Source organism: Streptomyces sp. NPDC001450, from assembly GCF_053597295.1.
In genome coordinates, this window is sequence record NZ_JBSFHY010000040.1 from 59,892 (window position 1) to 74,612 (window position 14,721).

At 72.6% G+C, this 14,721-nt stretch carries 19 protein-coding genes; 3 read left to right on the top strand and 16 right to left on the bottom strand.

Features of this window, described 5'->3' with window-relative positions:
- Positions 1 to 79 precede the first annotated feature (79 nt).
- The 3 genes from ACWC5O_RS34705 to ACWC5O_RS34715 all read right to left on the bottom strand — a co-directional run bounded on the left by ACWC5O_RS34705 (position 80) and on the right by ACWC5O_RS34715 (position 3,436).
- A complete protein-coding gene (locus tag ACWC5O_RS34705; RefSeq protein ID WP_450583106.1) occupies positions 80 to 1,141 on the bottom strand; it encodes an MBL fold metallo-hydrolase in 1,062 nt (353 codons plus the stop codon).
- On the bottom strand, positions 1,138 to 2,394 hold the full coding sequence (locus ACWC5O_RS34710) for an aminotransferase class I/II-fold pyridoxal phosphate-dependent enzyme (protein WP_450583104.1): 1,257 nt from the start codon (positions 2,392 to 2,394) through the stop codon (positions 1,138 to 1,140). Before ACWC5O_RS34710 ends, ACWC5O_RS34705 begins: the two co-directional genes overlap by 4 nt.
- 268 nt (positions 2,395 to 2,662) lie before the next feature.
- Positions 2,663 to 3,436, bottom strand: a complete 774-nt coding sequence (locus tag ACWC5O_RS34715; protein WP_450583103.1) for a hypothetical protein — start codon at positions 3,434 to 3,436, stop codon at positions 2,663 to 2,665.
- A 227-nt stretch (positions 3,437 to 3,663) separates the two neighbouring features.
- On the opposite strand from ACWC5O_RS34715, the gene ACWC5O_RS34720 reads away from it, so the two are divergent.
- Positions 3,664 to 4,038: a DUF2795 domain-containing protein gene (locus tag ACWC5O_RS34720; RefSeq protein WP_389171573.1), complete on the top strand. Its 375-nt coding sequence runs from the start codon at positions 3,664 to 3,666 to the stop codon at positions 4,036 to 4,038.
- A 76-nt stretch (positions 4,039 to 4,114) separates the two neighbouring features.
- On the opposite strand, the gene ACWC5O_RS34725 is transcribed toward ACWC5O_RS34720, so the two are convergent.
- From ACWC5O_RS34725 to ACWC5O_RS34735, 3 genes are all read right to left on the bottom strand, one after another.
- Positions 4,115 to 4,402 (bottom strand): DUF6158 family protein, encoded by a 288-nt coding sequence (locus ACWC5O_RS34725; RefSeq protein WP_450583101.1) that lies wholly within the window; start codon positions 4,400 to 4,402, stop codon positions 4,115 to 4,117.
- Positions 4,403 to 4,528: 126 nt separating this feature from the next.
- The gene (locus ACWC5O_RS34730; protein WP_450583100.1) at positions 4,529 to 6,148 is read right to left on the bottom strand and encodes an ABC-F family ATP-binding cassette domain-containing protein; all 1,620 of its coding nucleotides are present in this window, start codon (positions 6,146 to 6,148) and stop codon (positions 4,529 to 4,531) included.
- A gap of 77 nt (positions 6,149 to 6,225) precedes the next feature.
- Positions 6,226 to 6,882: a histidine phosphatase family protein gene (locus tag ACWC5O_RS34735; protein ID WP_450583098.1), complete on the bottom strand. Its 657-nt coding sequence runs from the start codon at positions 6,880 to 6,882 to the stop codon at positions 6,226 to 6,228.
- A 72-nt stretch (positions 6,883 to 6,954) separates the two neighbouring features.
- Between ACWC5O_RS34735 and ACWC5O_RS34740 the strand changes: the two genes are divergently transcribed.
- Both ACWC5O_RS34740 and ACWC5O_RS34745 read left to right on the top strand, forming a co-directional pair.
- The gene (locus ACWC5O_RS34740; protein WP_450583096.1) at positions 6,955 to 8,448 is read left to right on the top strand and encodes a phosphatase PAP2 family protein; all 1,494 of its coding nucleotides are present in this window, start codon (positions 6,955 to 6,957) and stop codon (positions 8,446 to 8,448) included.
- A 99-nt stretch (positions 8,449 to 8,547) separates the two neighbouring features.
- Entirely contained in the window at positions 8,548 to 9,369 is an 822-nt protein-coding gene (locus ACWC5O_RS34745) for a class I SAM-dependent methyltransferase (protein WP_450583094.1), read from the top strand.
- A gap of 71 nt (positions 9,370 to 9,440) precedes the next feature.
- Here ACWC5O_RS34745 and ACWC5O_RS34750 read toward each other — a convergent pair whose 3' ends face one another.
- From ACWC5O_RS34750 to ACWC5O_RS34795, 10 genes are all read right to left on the bottom strand, one after another.
- Positions 9,441 to 9,734: a gas vesicle protein K gene (locus ACWC5O_RS34750; RefSeq protein WP_450583093.1), complete on the bottom strand. Its 294-nt coding sequence runs from the start codon at positions 9,732 to 9,734 to the stop codon at positions 9,441 to 9,443.
- The gene (locus ACWC5O_RS34755; RefSeq protein ID WP_450583092.1) at positions 9,731 to 9,919 is read right to left on the bottom strand and encodes a gas vesicle protein; all 189 of its coding nucleotides are present in this window, start codon (positions 9,917 to 9,919) and stop codon (positions 9,731 to 9,733) included. Before ACWC5O_RS34755 ends, ACWC5O_RS34750 begins: the two co-directional genes overlap by 4 nt.
- Positions 9,916 to 10,695 (bottom strand): GvpL/GvpF family gas vesicle protein, encoded by a 780-nt coding sequence (locus ACWC5O_RS34760; protein ID WP_450583090.1) that lies wholly within the window; start codon positions 10,693 to 10,695, stop codon positions 9,916 to 9,918. Before ACWC5O_RS34760 ends, ACWC5O_RS34755 begins: the two co-directional genes overlap by 4 nt.
- The gene (locus ACWC5O_RS34765; RefSeq protein ID WP_450583089.1) at positions 10,692 to 11,027 is read right to left on the bottom strand and encodes a gas vesicle protein; all 336 of its coding nucleotides are present in this window, start codon (positions 11,025 to 11,027) and stop codon (positions 10,692 to 10,694) included. Before ACWC5O_RS34765 ends, ACWC5O_RS34760 begins: the two co-directional genes overlap by 4 nt.
- Complete coding sequence (locus ACWC5O_RS34770; RefSeq protein ID WP_450583087.1) at positions 11,024 to 12,187, bottom strand: SRPBCC family protein; 1,164 nt, start codon at positions 12,185 to 12,187, stop codon at positions 11,024 to 11,026. Before ACWC5O_RS34770 ends, ACWC5O_RS34765 begins: the two co-directional genes overlap by 4 nt.
- The gene (locus ACWC5O_RS34775) at positions 12,184 to 12,774 is read right to left on the bottom strand and encodes a DNA primase (RefSeq protein WP_450583085.1); all 591 of its coding nucleotides are present in this window, start codon (positions 12,772 to 12,774) and stop codon (positions 12,184 to 12,186) included. The genes ACWC5O_RS34770 and ACWC5O_RS34775 overlap by 4 nt, the downstream gene beginning before the upstream one ends.
- Positions 12,771 to 13,034: a gas vesicle protein GvpG gene (locus tag ACWC5O_RS34780; RefSeq protein WP_450583083.1), complete on the bottom strand. Its 264-nt coding sequence runs from the start codon at positions 13,032 to 13,034 to the stop codon at positions 12,771 to 12,773. Before ACWC5O_RS34780 ends, ACWC5O_RS34775 begins: the two co-directional genes overlap by 4 nt.
- A 29-nt stretch (positions 13,035 to 13,063) precedes the next feature.
- Complete coding sequence (locus ACWC5O_RS34785; RefSeq protein WP_450583081.1) at positions 13,064 to 13,834, bottom strand: GvpL/GvpF family gas vesicle protein; 771 nt, start codon at positions 13,832 to 13,834, stop codon at positions 13,064 to 13,066.
- Positions 13,831 to 14,253: a gas vesicle structural protein GvpA gene (locus ACWC5O_RS34790; RefSeq protein ID WP_450583079.1), complete on the bottom strand. Its 423-nt coding sequence runs from the start codon at positions 14,251 to 14,253 to the stop codon at positions 13,831 to 13,833. Before ACWC5O_RS34790 ends, ACWC5O_RS34785 begins: the two co-directional genes overlap by 4 nt.
- A gap of 67 nt (positions 14,254 to 14,320) precedes the next feature.
- Positions 14,321 to 14,698, bottom strand: coding sequence for a gas vesicle protein GvpO (locus tag ACWC5O_RS34795; RefSeq protein WP_450583078.1), 378 nt, complete (start codon positions 14,696 to 14,698; stop codon positions 14,321 to 14,323).
- Between the last annotated feature and the right edge of the window lie 23 nt (positions 14,699 to 14,721).

Genomic DNA, 14,721 nt, shown 5'->3' on the forward strand with positions numbered 1-14,721 from the left:
GGGGTGCCGGTGCGTTGTGGCTGGTCGCGCCCACGCGGCGGAGCCGCATATCGGCACAGCCCGGCGCCCCCAGGGGAGTTCACTCCAACTTTCTCGAGCCGCCGACCGGGATGTCCCACAGGTCCTCCCGGTCCTGGCCTGCCTTCTCCCATGCCATCTGTACCCGCGTCAGCGGTTCCAGGACCGGCTCCGCGGAGAGGATGAACGTGCCCCAGTGCATGGGGGCCATTCTTCGGGCGCCCAGGTCCAGAGTGGCCTGGACCGCCTCCTCCGGGTCGCAGTGGACGTCGCTGAGCCACCACCGGGGGTCGTAGGCGCCGATGGGCATGAGGGCGAGGTCGATTCCGGGGTAGCGGCGGCCGATGCGGGAGAACCAGTGGCCGTAGCCGGTGTCGCCGGCGAAGTAGAGGCGCCGGCCGTCGCGGTCGGTGAGGACCCAGCCGCCCCAGAGGCTGTGGCAGGTGTCGGTGAGGGTGCGCTTGGACCAGTGGTGGGCGGGCACGAAGTCGAAGCGGACACCGGACAGTTCGGCACCCTCCCACCAGTCCAGCTCGGTGACGCAGGTGAACCGGCGCCGTTGGAACCAGCGGCCGAGGCCGGCGGGCACGAACACCGGTGTGGTGCGCGGGAGACGGCGCAGGGTGGGGGCGTCCAGGTGGTCGTAGTGGTTGTGGCTGATGACGACCGCGTCGACGCGCGGCAGGTCCTCCCAGGGGACGCCGACGGGGGTGATGCGGGCCGGGGTGCCGAGGATGCGGCGGGACCACACGGGGTCGGTGAGGACCGTCAGCCCGCCGATCCGGACGATCCAACTGGCGTGTCCCGCCCAGGTGACGGCGAGCGTGCGAGTGCCCGTGCGGGGCAACGGGGCGGGTGCGTAAGGGAGCCGGGGGATGTCGGCGAGGCTCTCGGGACCGGGGCGTACGGCGCCCTCACGGGCGAAACGGGCGAGGGCCTTGAGGCCGGGCAGGGGCGCGGTGAGCCGGTCGTGGAAGGTCCGCGGCCACACTCGGTGTTCGCCCAGCGGGCGGGGCTCGGCCAGCGGCGGGAACGGGGGCGCGAGGGGGGCCGGGGCCACAGGGGCGCCGGCTTGTCCGCTGGTCGTGGTGGCGGACCCGGGCTCATGCGTCTGCTGCGTCATCGAGGAGGCTCCCATCGCTGAGCGTCGTCGCGGAGATCGTCGAAGGCCGACCTCAAGGAGATCAACGCGCGTTGCACGTGTGGCAGTTCCAACGGTGAGGGTGACATGAGGCATTCCGTGCGTTCCTCGTCCGTGCCGCCCAGCAGGGACTCCGTGGCGAGCCGTACGCGCAGCGCCCCGAGGTCGTCGCCGAAGCGGTGGCCGCCGGGCGCGGGCATGGCGAGCCGGGCGGTGAGGAAGTCCTCCAGTTCCTGGGCGTCGCCGACGCCCTGCTCGGCGAGTGCTTCGCGCAACGGACCGAGGTCGACGTACAGATGGCGGCCGGCCTGCGGCGGCCGGGCGAGCGCACCGGCTGCGGCGACCGCGCCGTGCACGGCGGCCGCCACGCGCGCGTGCAGGCGTACGGCGGCCTCGCGGCGCTCGGTGACGGGTGCGGGTTCGTCGAGGGCGTACCCGGCGGCCGCGGCAACCGGTACGGCGATCCGGGCGCCGAGCGCGGTGAGGATGTCGAGCACGCGCGCGTGGAGGTGCTCCCCCGCCTCTCCCGAGGGGAAGCGGGCGACGGCCGCGGGCCAGCCGGGCGGCAGCAGGGCGCCCGCCAGGTCGGTGACGACGGTGACCCCGTCGGGCACCATCTCGGCAGGGCTGATCAGAACCGTCTCGTACGGGTCGTGCACGGTGTCGCGCCAGGTCTCGTCGCTGACCAGGTGCAGACCCTCGGCGGCCGCCGCCTCCACGGTCTCGTGCAGCAGTTCGGGCGGGGTGACGGTGGCGGTCGGGTCGTCGGCGACGGACAGCACCAGCAGCCGGGGATCCCCGCCCTCGGCACGGACCCTGCGGGCGGTCTCCAGCAGGGCGTACGGATCGGGGACGCCGCCGCCCTCGGCCGGGGTCGGCACGTGGAAGACGGGCCTGCCGAGCAGGCGGGCGTAGGGCGCCCACCAGGCGGCGCACGGGCGGGGCACGAGCACGTCACCGGTGTCACCGGCGAGCGCGGCGGTCAGGGCGAGCAGCAGCGCGGGAGCGCCGGGTCCCGCGGCCACCCGGTCGGGGACGCAGGACAGTCCGCGCCGGGTCCAGTAGCCGCAGGCCGCCTCCAGAAGTGCGGGGGCGCCGCCGACCGGCTGGGCATCCGCGCGGCCCGCCGCGGCGGCGAGGACGGCGGAGAGTTCCGGGAGGACGGGCAGACCGTCGCCGGGCAGGTGCGGCCCGTAACGGACCGGCCCGTGGCCCTCCGGATCCGTCCGCCGCATGTCCGCCTCCGCGCAGTCCGTGGTGCCGTGTGGTGTTCCCGTCGGGGCCGTGCTCTCCTCGCTCTCCTCGTCGCCTGTTCCGGTGCCTGCTCCTGTGGTGCCGGCTGAGTGGCTGGTGCGTACGGTGTCTGCTGTCGTTGCCCTCGGGATGTGTACCCGGCGGAGGGCCCTCCATGGCCGTTGGCCGGAATTGTCCTCGGGCACGGCCCCGGCCCGGGCCGCCCCGCGTCAGCAGTCCACGGACCTCGTCAGCCGTTCGCGGACCTCGTCAGGCGTCCACGGACCTCCTGCGACCGGACAGCCGGTAGGCGGCGCCTCCGCAGGCGGCGGCGATCAGCACACCGCCGGCGACCAGCGCCGGGACCGAGTCGTTGAAGCTGCCGCCCGTCCCGGCCGCGACCCCGCCCTGTCCCGTCGACTGGTCGCAGTCGTCGTCGCGGTCCTCGCGGTCCTCGCGGTCCTCGCGGTCCTCGCGGCAGCCGTGTCCGCCGGAGCAGGCCGAGCCGTGGGAGTCCGCGCACTGTCGGTCATCGGTGCAGGACCGCCCCGCCGAGCACTCCCGCCCCTGCTCCGGCCGCTGTCCCTGGCCCTGCCCGTCCCCTTGCCCTTGCCCTCGCCCTTCCCCTTGCTCCCGCCCCGTCGTCTCCTGCGCCGACCCCGACTCCTGCCACTGCCCCGGCCCCGTCCCCTGCCCAGCCCCCGAATCCTGCCGCTCCCCCCGCCCCGCCGTCTCCTGCCCAGCCCCCGACTCCTCCCGCTGCCCCTGCACCAGCCCCGGTGTCTCTCCCTGCCCCAGCTCCTGACCCTGCCCCTCGTCACATTGCGCGGTGCCGTCCGTGAAGGCCGGCGGCGTGGCGTCGGGGGTGTCCGGTGCCAGCCCGGTGAGGGCGTCGCAGGGCACGGACGCGGTGGGGGCGGCACCGGGCCGGACGGTGCCGGGGCTCGCCGCGTCCGCGGGGTCCGCGGACGCGGCGGGCCCCGCTATGACGAGCGCAGCCCCGGCCAGGACGGCGATGGACAGGGCATGGGCGGTGCGGCGCATGGGGCGGACTCCTCGGCGGTACGGCCAGGGGACACGGCGGTCGTGCCCTCGCTGCCATCACAGCCCGCCCGGCGCCCCGGCGCGCGCGGCCGGGCCCCATTCGCGGGACGCGAACGGCTTAACGGGTGACCCCACGACAGCGGCCACCGAACGGCTCCGCACAGGTTTTCCGCCCCCCGGCGCAGGTGACTCGGTAGGTGCTGGCCTTCGACCCTCTGGAGGAAGTCATGCAGCGAGGCAGTGACCGACTGAGCGTCCACCGGGACGACGAGATGAAACACGAGCTGCAGGAGCTGCTCAGGTCAGGGCACCCGACGCGCACCGAGGAGTGGGCCGATCCGGAACCGACCGCCGACGACGACCCGGAGGTCTGGAGCGGACCGGTGGGTGGTCTGGGATCCCCGGCGTCGCTGGAGCGGGTACGGCTGGCGCTGGCCCGGAACCTGAACCGGCACGCCTTCCCCGCCGACGCGCACGAGCTGGCCCGGGCCCTGCGCCGGGGCAACGCACCGGGCGCGCTGATCGACGCGGTGGCCGGGCTGCCGCGCTCGCGGCGGTACGCCAACGTGCAGCAGCTGGCCGAGGCGCTGGTGGGCGTCTGACGAGCCGGACCCGGTGCGATGAGCACACCGGGAGGAGCGGGTGAGACCCGGCGCGGGCGGCACCTGGGTGGACGCGTCAGGTGCCGGACGTGCCCGGAGTCGCCGCCTCGCCGCAGCCGCGCTCCCGTGCGCCCTCACGGGTGCGGCCCGCGCTGACGAGCCGACGCGGGTTGCGGCGCAGGTACTCGCCCTCGAGCTGCGCCATGCGCTCGTTGTGGGCCCGCAGCGCGTCGTTCGAGCCGTACAGGAGGGTGTCGTGGCGCGTGCGGTGGATCGTCTCCAGCTCTTTCATGAGCTGCTGGTCGTCCAGTCGGCTGGGGTCGACTCCGGTCATGGTGGTACCCCGCTCGTCGTGTTCGTTCATCCGGTTCGGGTACCCACCCGGCACGCACTGCCCCCGAGCGTTTCCGGGAGGGAGCCGTGGAGCTCGCATTCCTGAGTCCACTGTACGAACATCCGGCTCCCCGGGCCCTCCGGCGGAGCTGCCGGGCTACCGGGCCCGTTCCACCCTGCGTTCGTCCCAGACCGGCTCCGGGGTCTCGCGGACGCGGCCGTCGCTGCCGAAGACCAGGAAGCGGTCGAACGAGCGGGCGAACCAGCGGTCGTGGGTGACCGCCAGGACCGTCCCCTCGAAGGCCTCCAGGCCCTCCTGGAGGGCCTCGGCGGACTCCAGGTCGAGGTTGTCGGTCGGCTCGTCCAGCAGCAGCGCGGTGACTCCCTGGAGTTCCAGCAGGAGGATCTGGAAGCGGGCCTGCTGGCCGCCCGAGAGCCGGTCGAAGGGCTGTTCGGCCTGGCCGGTCAGCTCGTAGCGGCGCAGCCGGGACATGGCCGCGCCCCGGTCCTGCGCGTGTTCCTTCCACAGGATGTCGAGCAGGGTGCGGCCCTCCAGCTCAGGGTGGGCATGCGTCTGGGCGAAGTGGCCGGGGACGACCCGTGCGCCGAGCTTCCACCGCCCCGTGTGGGCCACGTCCTCGCCGGCGAGCAGCCGCAGGAAGTGCGACTTGCCCGAGCCGTTTGAGCCGAGCACGGCGACCCGCTCGCCGTAGAAGACCTCCAGGCCGAAGGGGTTCATCAGGCCGGTCAGTTCCAACTGCTCGCAGGTGACGGCCCGCACGCCGGTACGGCCGCCCTTCAGGCGCATGGTGATGTCCTGCTCGCGCGGCGGCTCGGGCGGCGGGCCGGCCTCCTCGAACTTGCGCAGGCGAGTCTGCGCGGCGTGGTACCGGGAGGCCATCTCGTGGCTCACGGCGGCGGCCTGGCGGAGGTTCAGCACCAGCTTCTTCAACTGGGCGTGCTTCTCGTCCCAGCGGCGGCGCAACTCCTCGAAGCGGGCGAAGCGTTCGCGGCGGGCCTCGTGGTAGGTGGCGAACCCGCCGCCGTGCACCCAGGTGTCGGCGCCGGCCGGACCGGGCTCCACGGAGACGATCTTCTCGGCGGCGCGGGCGAGGAGTTCGCGGTCGTGGGAGACGAACAGGACTGTCTTGCGCGTCTCCCTCAGCTGCTGTTCCAGCCAGCGCTTGCCGGGCACGTCCAGGTAGTTGTCGGGCTCGTCCAGCAGCAGGACCTCGTCGGTGCCGCGCAGCAGCGCCTCCAGGACGAGACGCTTCTGCTCGCCGCCGGAGAGGGTGCTCACCTGCCGCCACTGGGCCCGCTCGTAGGGCATGCCGAGGGCGGCGGTGGTGCACATGTCCCACAGGGTCTCGGCCTCGTAGCCGCGCGCCTCGGCCCAGTCGGCGAGGGCCTGCGCGTACCGCAGCTGGGCGGCCTCGTCGTCGACGGTCATGAGGGCGTGCTCGGCCCGGTCCACGGCTTCGGCCGCCTCACGGATGCGCGGCGGGGCGACGGAGACGAGCAGGTCGCGGACGGTCGACTCGTCCCTCACGGAGCCCACGAACTGGCGCATCACGCCGAGGCCGCCGCTGACGGTGACCGTGCCGCCGTGCGGTTTCAGTTCGCCGGAGATCAGCCGGAGGAGGGTTGTCTTGCCCGCGCCGTTCGGGCCGACCAGGGCGACGGCGGCGCCCTCGCCGACCCGGAAGGAGACATCGCCGAGCAACGTCCTCCCGTCGGGGAGGTGGTACTCGAGGTGCGCGGCTTCCAGATGTCCCATGAGGAGGCATTCTGTGGGGTGCCGCCGACCTGGGGCAAACGCTTATCGGGCGTGCTCCGGCGGCGCCTTTCGCCGCTTCAGCCCGCCGCGCCCACCGGCGCCCCGGCCGGCCCGCCCTCGCCCGCCGGTTCGACCGTGGCGCCGGCCCAGGCCAGCGCCTTGAAGCCGCCGGAGGGCGAGCCCTCCAGGATCACCACGCCGGTGTTGGCCAGCGGGCGGGCGGCGGCGAAGGCCACGTCGACGTTGTCGGCACGGGCGGCGGTCCACATGCGGATGGCAGCGCCGTGGCTGATCATCGCGACGGTCCCGGCGCCGCTCGCGGCGGCCTCGGCGATCACGGCGTCGTACCGGGCCAGGACCTCCTCGCCGTTCTCCCCGCCGGGGATCCTGGACGTGGTGTCCCCGGCCGCCCACGCGAACACCGTGCGCACGTAGCGCACGCCCTCCGGAGAGTCGCCGGGCATCATCTCCAGATCGCCGGCGGAGATCTCACGGATACCGTCGCGGACGATCACCTCCAGGCCGCTGGCGGCCGCCAGCGGGGCGGCCGTGAGCTGGGTGCGGATCAGGGTGGAGGCGTAGAGGGCCTCGATGTCCTCGTTCGCGAGCGCCGCGGGCAGGGCGGCGGCCTGCGCCTCGCCGAGCGGGGTCAGGCCCGGGCCGGGTACGGCGGTGTCCAGCAGGCGGTCCAGGTTGGACGGGGTCTGGCCGTGGCGGACGAGGAACAGACGCATGGCAGGGTTCCTCCGGGTGTCGATCATCGCCCGCCGGACAGGAAACGTCCGGTTCAGGGTACCCGGCAGCCTATGAGCCCAGACGTCGATCTCACTGTCGCCAAGCCCGGCCCCCATCCCCTGCGCCACCGGCTGCTCGCTCTCGACAGCCGGCTGTTCGAATTCGCGGCCCAGCAGCACTGGCCGTTCGCCGCGCCCGTGCTGCCACGGCTGAGCCGGAGCGCGAACCACGGTGTCCTGTGGTTCGCGACGGCGGCCGCGATGGCGGCGAGCCGTACACCGCGGGCCCGCCGGGCGGCCGCCCGTGGACTGGCCTCGCTGAGCCTGGCCTCGCTGGCCATCAACACGCTCGGCAAGCGCTCGGTGCGCCGCCCACGGCCCGTCCTGGACCCGGTCCCGCCGGTCCGGCACCTGAAGCGGCAGCCGATCACCACGTCGTTCCCGTCCGGTCACTCCGCGTCGGCGGCCGCCTTCGCGACCGGCGTCGCCCTGGAGTCGCCGGCGTGGGGCGCGGCGGTGGCTCCCGTCGCGTGGTCCGTCGCGCTCTCCCGCGTCTACACCGGCGTCCACTTCCCGAGCGACGTGCTCGCGGGCGCGGTGCTGGGCGCGGGTGCCGCATTCGCCGTACGGGGCATGGTGCCGACCCGCGCCCAGGTCGTGCCGCCGCCCCGGCCCCGCGCCGAGGTCCCGGCGCTGCCCGACGGGGCGGGGCTGGTCGTCGTGGCCAACTTGGGCTCGGGCACCGCGGACCGCGTGCGCACCCTGCGCGCGGGCCTGCCGCTCACCGAGGTCGTCGAGTGCGAACCGGCCGACGTGTCAGCCGAGTTGGAGAAGGCGGCGGCCCGTGCGCGGGTGCTCGGTGTGTGCGGCGGGGACGGGACGGCGAACGCGGCCGCCGAGGTCGCCCTGCGCCACGGTCTGCCCCTCGCGGTGCTGCCCGGCGGCACCCTGAACCACTTCGCCCACGACCTCGGCGTGGAGGACGGCCGCGACCTCGCGCGGGCGGTCCGGCGGGGCGAGGCGGTCCGCGTGGACGTGGGCCGGTTCACCTGCGGCAACAGGCGGGGCATCTTCCTCAACACCTGCAGCCTGGGCGTGTATCCGGAGCTGGTGCGGGAGCGGGAGCACTGGTCGCGCCGGATCGGCGGCTGGCCGGCCGGGGTGCTCGCGGCGCTGCGCGTGCTGCGTGCGCACGGGCATCCGATGCAGGCCGAGTTCCGCGGCCAGGCACACCCGCTGTGGCTGCTGTTCGCCGGGAACGGCACCTACCACCGGATGGGCCTCGCCCCCGGCCGCCGCGTCGACCTGGCCGACGGGCAGCTCGACGTGCGGGTGGTGCACGGCGGCCGCCGGCCCGCACTGCGTCTGCTGGCGGCGGCGCTGGCCGGCCCGCTGACCCGCTCCCCCGCGCATGCGGCGGTCCAGGTGAGCCGTCTGCACGTCGCGGGCGTCGCGCCCGGCACGCTCCTCGCCCACGACGGCGAAGTCACCGAGGTCGCGGGCGAAGTGACGCTGGAGAAGCTCCCCGAGGCGCTCACGGTGTACCGCCCCCTGCACGGATTCTGACGCTCCATCAGTCCACATGGCAAAACACGGGTCTCACGATGCGACATACAGGCATACGGTGAGGCGTAGCGACAGAACGTCGGACAGGGGAGTTCAGCCATGCCGAAATCGCAGGAGACCGCCGTCTACACGCACGGGCACCACGAGTCGGTGCTGCGGTCGCACACCTGGCGGACCGCCGCCAACTCCGCGGCCTATCTGCTCGGTTCGCTGAAGCCCCACATGAAGATCCTGGACATCGGCTGCGGCCCGGGCACCATCACCGCAGACCTGGCGGAACTGGTCCCCGACGGCCGTGTCACCGGCGTCGACCACGCGTCCGGGATCCTGGAGCAGGCCCGGGAGACCGCGGCCGCACGTGGCCTGACCAACGTGGACTTCGCGGTCGCCGACGTGCACGCCCTGGACCACCCCGACGACACCTTCTGCGTGGTCCACGCCCACCAGGTGCTTCAGCACGTCGGCGACCCGGTGCAGGCACTGCGCGAGATGCACCGGGTGACGAAGCCGGGCGGCTTCATCGCCGTACGCGACGCGGACTACGCGGCGATGACCTGGTATCCGGTGGTGCCGGGCCTGGACGACTGGCTGGACCTGTACGAGCGGGTCTCCCGGGCAGGCGGCGGCGAGCCCGACGCCGGGCGCCGGCTGAAGGCCTGGGCGCTGGCCGCGGGCCTCACGGACATCACGGCCACGTCCGGCACCTGGACGTTCGCCACGCCCGAGGAGCGGGCCTGGTGGAGCGGGCTGTGGGCGGACCGCACCCTCGCCTCGGCCTACGCCGAACGCGCCACGCGGGGCGGCCACGCCACGACGGAGCAGCTGCGGGCGGTGTCGGAGGCGTGGCGGGAGTGGGGCCGGCGGGAGGACGGCTGGTTCACGGTTCTGCACGGGGAGATCCTGTGCCGTAAAGCCGCCTGAACCGTCGTGCCGGTGGCGGGTGCGGTTCCGTCGGTGCCGGTGGCGGGTGCGGTCCGCCGCGGTCGGTCGGCTCAGTCCCGGGGCAGCAGCGGGCCCAGCGGCCCGAGGTCCAGGTTCAGGTCCTCGGGCCGCAGCCCGTAGCGCTCCCGCAGCTCGGCCATCCGCTCCTCCAGGAGCATCAGGGTGAGCCCGATCCGCTCCTCCTGCTCCTCGGTCAGCTGGCCGGTGTCGAAGCGGCGCACCGCCTGCCGTTCCATCAGCTGGCGCAGCAGCTCGACCACGGTCAGGACGAGTTTCACCAGGTCGCGCTCGACCGTGTCGGGTTCCAGGTCGAGCCGGTCGTGTGCCGTTCTGCGTGCCGTCATCGGGGCTCCTCGAAGGGCGAAGGAACCGATTCGTTCACCGAGCTGATCAGCGCGTTCAGGTCGATGCGGACGAGGTCGACGTCGGCGATCCGCAGGGTGACGTCGCCGGTGATGACGACCCCGCCGGCCAGCAGCCGGTCGAGCAGGTCGACCAGCGCGATCTCCCGGCGTTCGACGACGGTCACGGTTCCTCCCCGCCGAACTCCCCGGAGAACGAGTAGGCGGCCCAGGGGCCGGTGAGTTCCACCCGCATTCCGGGCACCTCGTCCTTCGTACGATCGACCAGTTCCACGAACTCCTCGGAATCCGCCCGGCGCACCAGATAGGCCGCGTTGAGCACGTTCCGGCCCGCCACTCCGGAGAGCCCGGAGTTCTGCGGCGGGTGCAGCCGGGAATCCTCGGCGTGCCGGCAGAGCCGCTCGTGCAGGGTCCGGGCGAACGTCTCGGCGCTGCGCCACTGCTCCTCGTGCGCGTGCGTGCGCTCACGCCGCCGGCGCAGATAGTCCCGCCCACTGGCGGGTCTCGTCGCGGCGGGGACGGCGGGTTCGGCGGGCTCCTGCGGCTCGCTCTCCACATACACCTTCACGCCCCACTCCACCCGGCCCTCCAGCCGGTCGAGGAGACGCCGGAAGTCGTCCTCGCGGGCCTCGATCATCGTGCGCACCGCACTGTCGTCCCGGAAGACGGTGGCGAGCCGGAGCGGCAGCGGCGTGGTGACGGTGGTGAGCGCGTCGATCACGCCCTGGTGGGCCCGGGCGGTCGCGGCCAGCCAGTCGAGGTCCTCCAGGTGGGCCCGCAGGGCCTCCTCGCAGAAGTCGCTCTCCGGGACCGTACTGACGACCGCGACCAGCCCGTGGTGGTGCAGCAGCCCCGGCGGGGCGCCGCCGATTCCCGTCAGCTGGACCTGCAGCGGCGCGTCGAGGGGGTGGCTGACGGCGTAGACGTACCGCAGTCCGGTCATCGGGCCTCCTTCCGCACACGCCCCGGTTCCAGCTCCTCGATGTGTGCCAGCCGTTCCCTGAGCTCGGCGTTCTCACGTGCGAGTTCGTCCCGGCGGGCGCGGGAGGAGAGCGCGGGGTCGGTCTCCCACCAGTCAATGCCCATCTCCTTGGCCTTGTCGACCGAGGCGACGATGAGCCGGAGTTTGACGGTGAGGAGCTCGATGTCGAGCAGGTTGATCTTGATGTCGCCCGCGATGACGATGCCCTTGTCGAGCACCCGCTCCAGGATGTCGGCGAGATTGGCCCCTCCGCCGGAGCCGTAGGGCTCGGGGAGTCGGCGGGGTGTCGTCATCGACGGCTCCGGCTCTCGGCGTACTCGGGTTCCTCTTCCTCCTCGTACTCCTCATCCTCTTCTTCCTCGGGCTCCTCCTCTTCTTCGGCCTCTTCCTCGTCCTCGTAGGGGCCCTCTTCCTCGGCCTCGTACTCGGCCCCTTCCTCGTCCGGTTCCTCGCCCTCGTCCGGTTCCTCGGCCTCTTCCTCGGGCTCCTGGCCCTCCTCCTCGGGCTCCTGGCCCTCCTCCTCGGGCTCCTGGCCCTCCTCCTCAGGCTCCTGGCCCTCCTCCTCCTCCTCGGCGACCGCGTCCTCGTGGCTGCGGACGACCTCGCCGTCGCGGATCTCACCGCGCCAGCCGTCCTCCGCCTCACCCTTGAGGGTGATGAAGCGGACGAAGTTCTTCAGGTCCAGCCTGGCCCGGCGGCCCTGGGCGCGCCACAGGTTGCCGGTCTTCTCGAACAGGCCGCTCGGGTAGTACTCCATGACCAGCAGGACACGGGTGAGGTTCTCCCCGAGCGAATGGAAGGAGACGACACCCTTCGTGGTGCCCTTGGCACCCTCCGACGTCCACTGAATGCGGTCGTCAGGGATCTGCTCGGTGGTGTGCGCCTTCCAGCTGCGGTTGGACCAGAAAACCTTCAGCTGCCAGTCGGAGTGGGTGTCGTCGGCACGGCTCGCGCTCTTGACGCCCTTGGCGAAGGTGCTGAAGTCCTGGTACTGGGTCCACTGGTCGTAGGCCGTGCGAAGCGGCACGCCGACGTCGACGGACTCAATGATCACGATGGGCTTGTTGCCACCGCGCCCCTTGCGCTTGCCCTTGCCGCCCCCGAGGTTCTGCACCGCCCCCATCACCTTCTCCTTGAGCTGGGAGGTGCCGAGCTCCAGCGCGGACCGCAACGGCCCCTTTCCCTCGGCGAGCTTGCGGCCGCCTTCGAGGGCGAGCTTGGCGAAGCCCGGGCTGTTGCCCTCGGCGATGTCGTTGAGCTTGACCGTGGTCTCACCGAGCTTGTGGCCGAGGCCGACCAGCATCCGCTCGGCCTGCGCCGAGAGGTACTCCTGCACCTCCTCCTTCAGGCGGTCGGCGGCCTCGCTGTGGGCGAGATCGGCCAACGGGTTCTCCTTGGCGGCGCCCGTGGCCTTGCCGGCCGCGGAGGTCGCGGATCCCAGGGTCTCGGTCATCGCTCATCGCCGCCCCTCGGCTGCCGGGACCGGCCGCTGCGGCTCGCGCCGCCGGCGGTGGCCGTCCTCTGCGCGCCGGTCTTGCGGGCCGGGCCCGTCTTCTTGTCCGCTGTCTTCTTTCCCGGGGCCGTCGCCGCGGCCTTCTGGGTCTGGGCCCTCTTCGCCGGGGCCTTCTTGGCCGCCTTCTTGCGCGGCGTCTCCTGCTGCCGGGTCTCACGGGTGTCCTCGTCCTCCCCGGTTTCCTCCTCCTCGGAACCGGTGCCGGACACCACCCCGGAGAGCTGCTCGTGCACCTCGGCGGTACGGTCGTGCAGCCGGCCTGCGATCGCGTTCATCTGCCGCTCGGCCATGGCCCCGGTGGCGGCCTTGCCGACGCCCCGCAGCTCCTTGCGCAGCTGGTCCCCGATCTCCTTGAACTGCGGGTTGTCGTGCAGCTGTTGCTGCACCAGCTCCGCTATCCCCCGCGGGCCGAGGTTCAGTTTCTTCCCGGCCACCAGGGAGCCGACCGCGAGGGCCATCTTCATCTTCTTCGTGCGTCCCAGCAGGTATCCGGCCCCTAGGGCGAGGCCGAGTGCCATGCGATTCATGATGTCGTCCCGTCTCCTGTGGTTTCGCCGGAGCGCAGGGCGGTCTCCAGCCGGTCGAGCAGCTCGTCCTCGCGCCGGTCGAACTCCTCCTCGGTGATCTCGCCCGCCTCCAGCTGCTCTTCGAGCCGGGCGAGTTCGGCCCGTACGGTGGCGGGGTCGTAGTAGATCCGTTCCGCCTCTCGGAGCACCTGTCCGATCACCCACGCGCTGCCGCGTACCGGCGCGAACGGCAGCAGCAGCACTTCGCCGATCAGTCCCATGGTGTTCTCCTTCCGTTCGGGCCTCGTCGCTACTGCGCGCCGGCGTCGGCGCCGGCCGTGTTGCTCGCGGGCTCGGAGGGGCCGGGCTCGACGAAGCTGTACGGCGGCAGCGGCCCGTTGACACGCAGGTCGAGGTGGGCATGGCTCTTGCGGGCCTGCTCGGCGGCGGCCACAAAGTGCTCGGCCGAGTCCCGGGCGACCAGGAACGACACGTTGAGCAGCCAGCCGGTGGAGTCGGGGCCCACGCTCACGGCGGAGGCAACCGGGGTCAGCAGGCCCTGCACCTCGTTGGCGTCCTCGGCCTCCATGGCCTTGACGGCGGCGGCGACCAGCTCACCGAGGCGAAGTTTGTCCTCGTAACTGCCGCCGCCCGCACGTCGATTGGCCTCGGCGAGGGAGCGCAGCTCGGCGTCCTCGGCCATCACGAGGTGCAGGACGGCCTCTTCGACGTGGCTGGCCTTGACGTTGTACTCGACCTTGCCGTCGAGCTCCCGCAGCCGCTCCTGGTAGTGCCCCGCCCGCTCGGTGAGCACCTGGGTGACGGCGTCGTCATCGGGAGCGATGCTGCCGAAGGACATGGGCAGCACGCACCCGGCCGCGCCGACCTCGGCGAGCACGTTCTGGTGGGCGAGCAGGTCCCTGCGCTTGGGGCGCAGGCCTTCGGGGGCGTCACTGACCACGGCGGTCAGTTCACCGGCCGTGACAACGCGCACCGGGCGGGGCGGCTCGCCCACACCGGTCATGCCCTCGGGGAGCGCCGGATGCGAGCGGGCGGTGATCCCGTAGACGTAGGTACTCACTCCTGCTCCTCCTTCCGGTGCGCCGAGGTCTTACGGGCGCGCGGCCGGGGCTCGGCCTCCCCTTCCTCACGGGCCTGCTTGAAAGCGTCGGAGACGGTCTGCGCGGCGCCCGACAGCGCGCCCTTGGACTTGCCGCGGGCGCCGGACTCGGTGATCTCGCCGACCAGGTCGGGCAGCCCGGGGCTCTTCCTCGGGCCCGCTTCCAGGTCGAGGCGGTTGCACGCCTCGGCGAAGCGCAGATAGGTGTCGACGCTGGCCACGACGACCCGGACGTCGATCTTCAGGATCTCGATGCCGACCAGAGAGACGCGCACGAAGGCATCGATGACGAGCCCCCTGTCGAGAACCAGCTCGAGCACGTCGTAGAGGCCGCTGCCGCCGCCTCCGCCGCCGGTCTGCTGTGCCGGTACAACGGTCATGCCGTCCGTTCCTCCTTGTGGGTGGGCGGATGCACGGTGTCCGTGGATGCGGGACCCGGGGGGCGGCCTAGCGGCCGCCGGGCCTGCGCGCGTCGGCCCGCCCTCGCTCATAGCGGTGAACGCGCCGATAGCCGGCGAGCTGCCCCCGCGGGTCGAGATCGACCTGGTAGCTCGCCATCAGGCTCATCGTGTCCGGCACTCTCGGTAGTTCGAGGACCTCCACTTCGAGCGACCATCCGTCCTCGGTCTGCTCGAAGGAGGACACCGACTCCGCGGCGAATCCGGTGAGTTCGGCGAACTGGGCGCGCGCCTGGCGCAGCACCTCCATGGGGGCCGGCCGGTCGTCCACGGCATCCGACTGTGTATGGGTTTCCTTCTTTTGTGAATTCTGATGTTGCTGTGATGTTTGTGACTGGGGTGTGTTCCTTGTGTTCAATGTGGCCACCTCACTCTGCGAGTGGCCGTTCA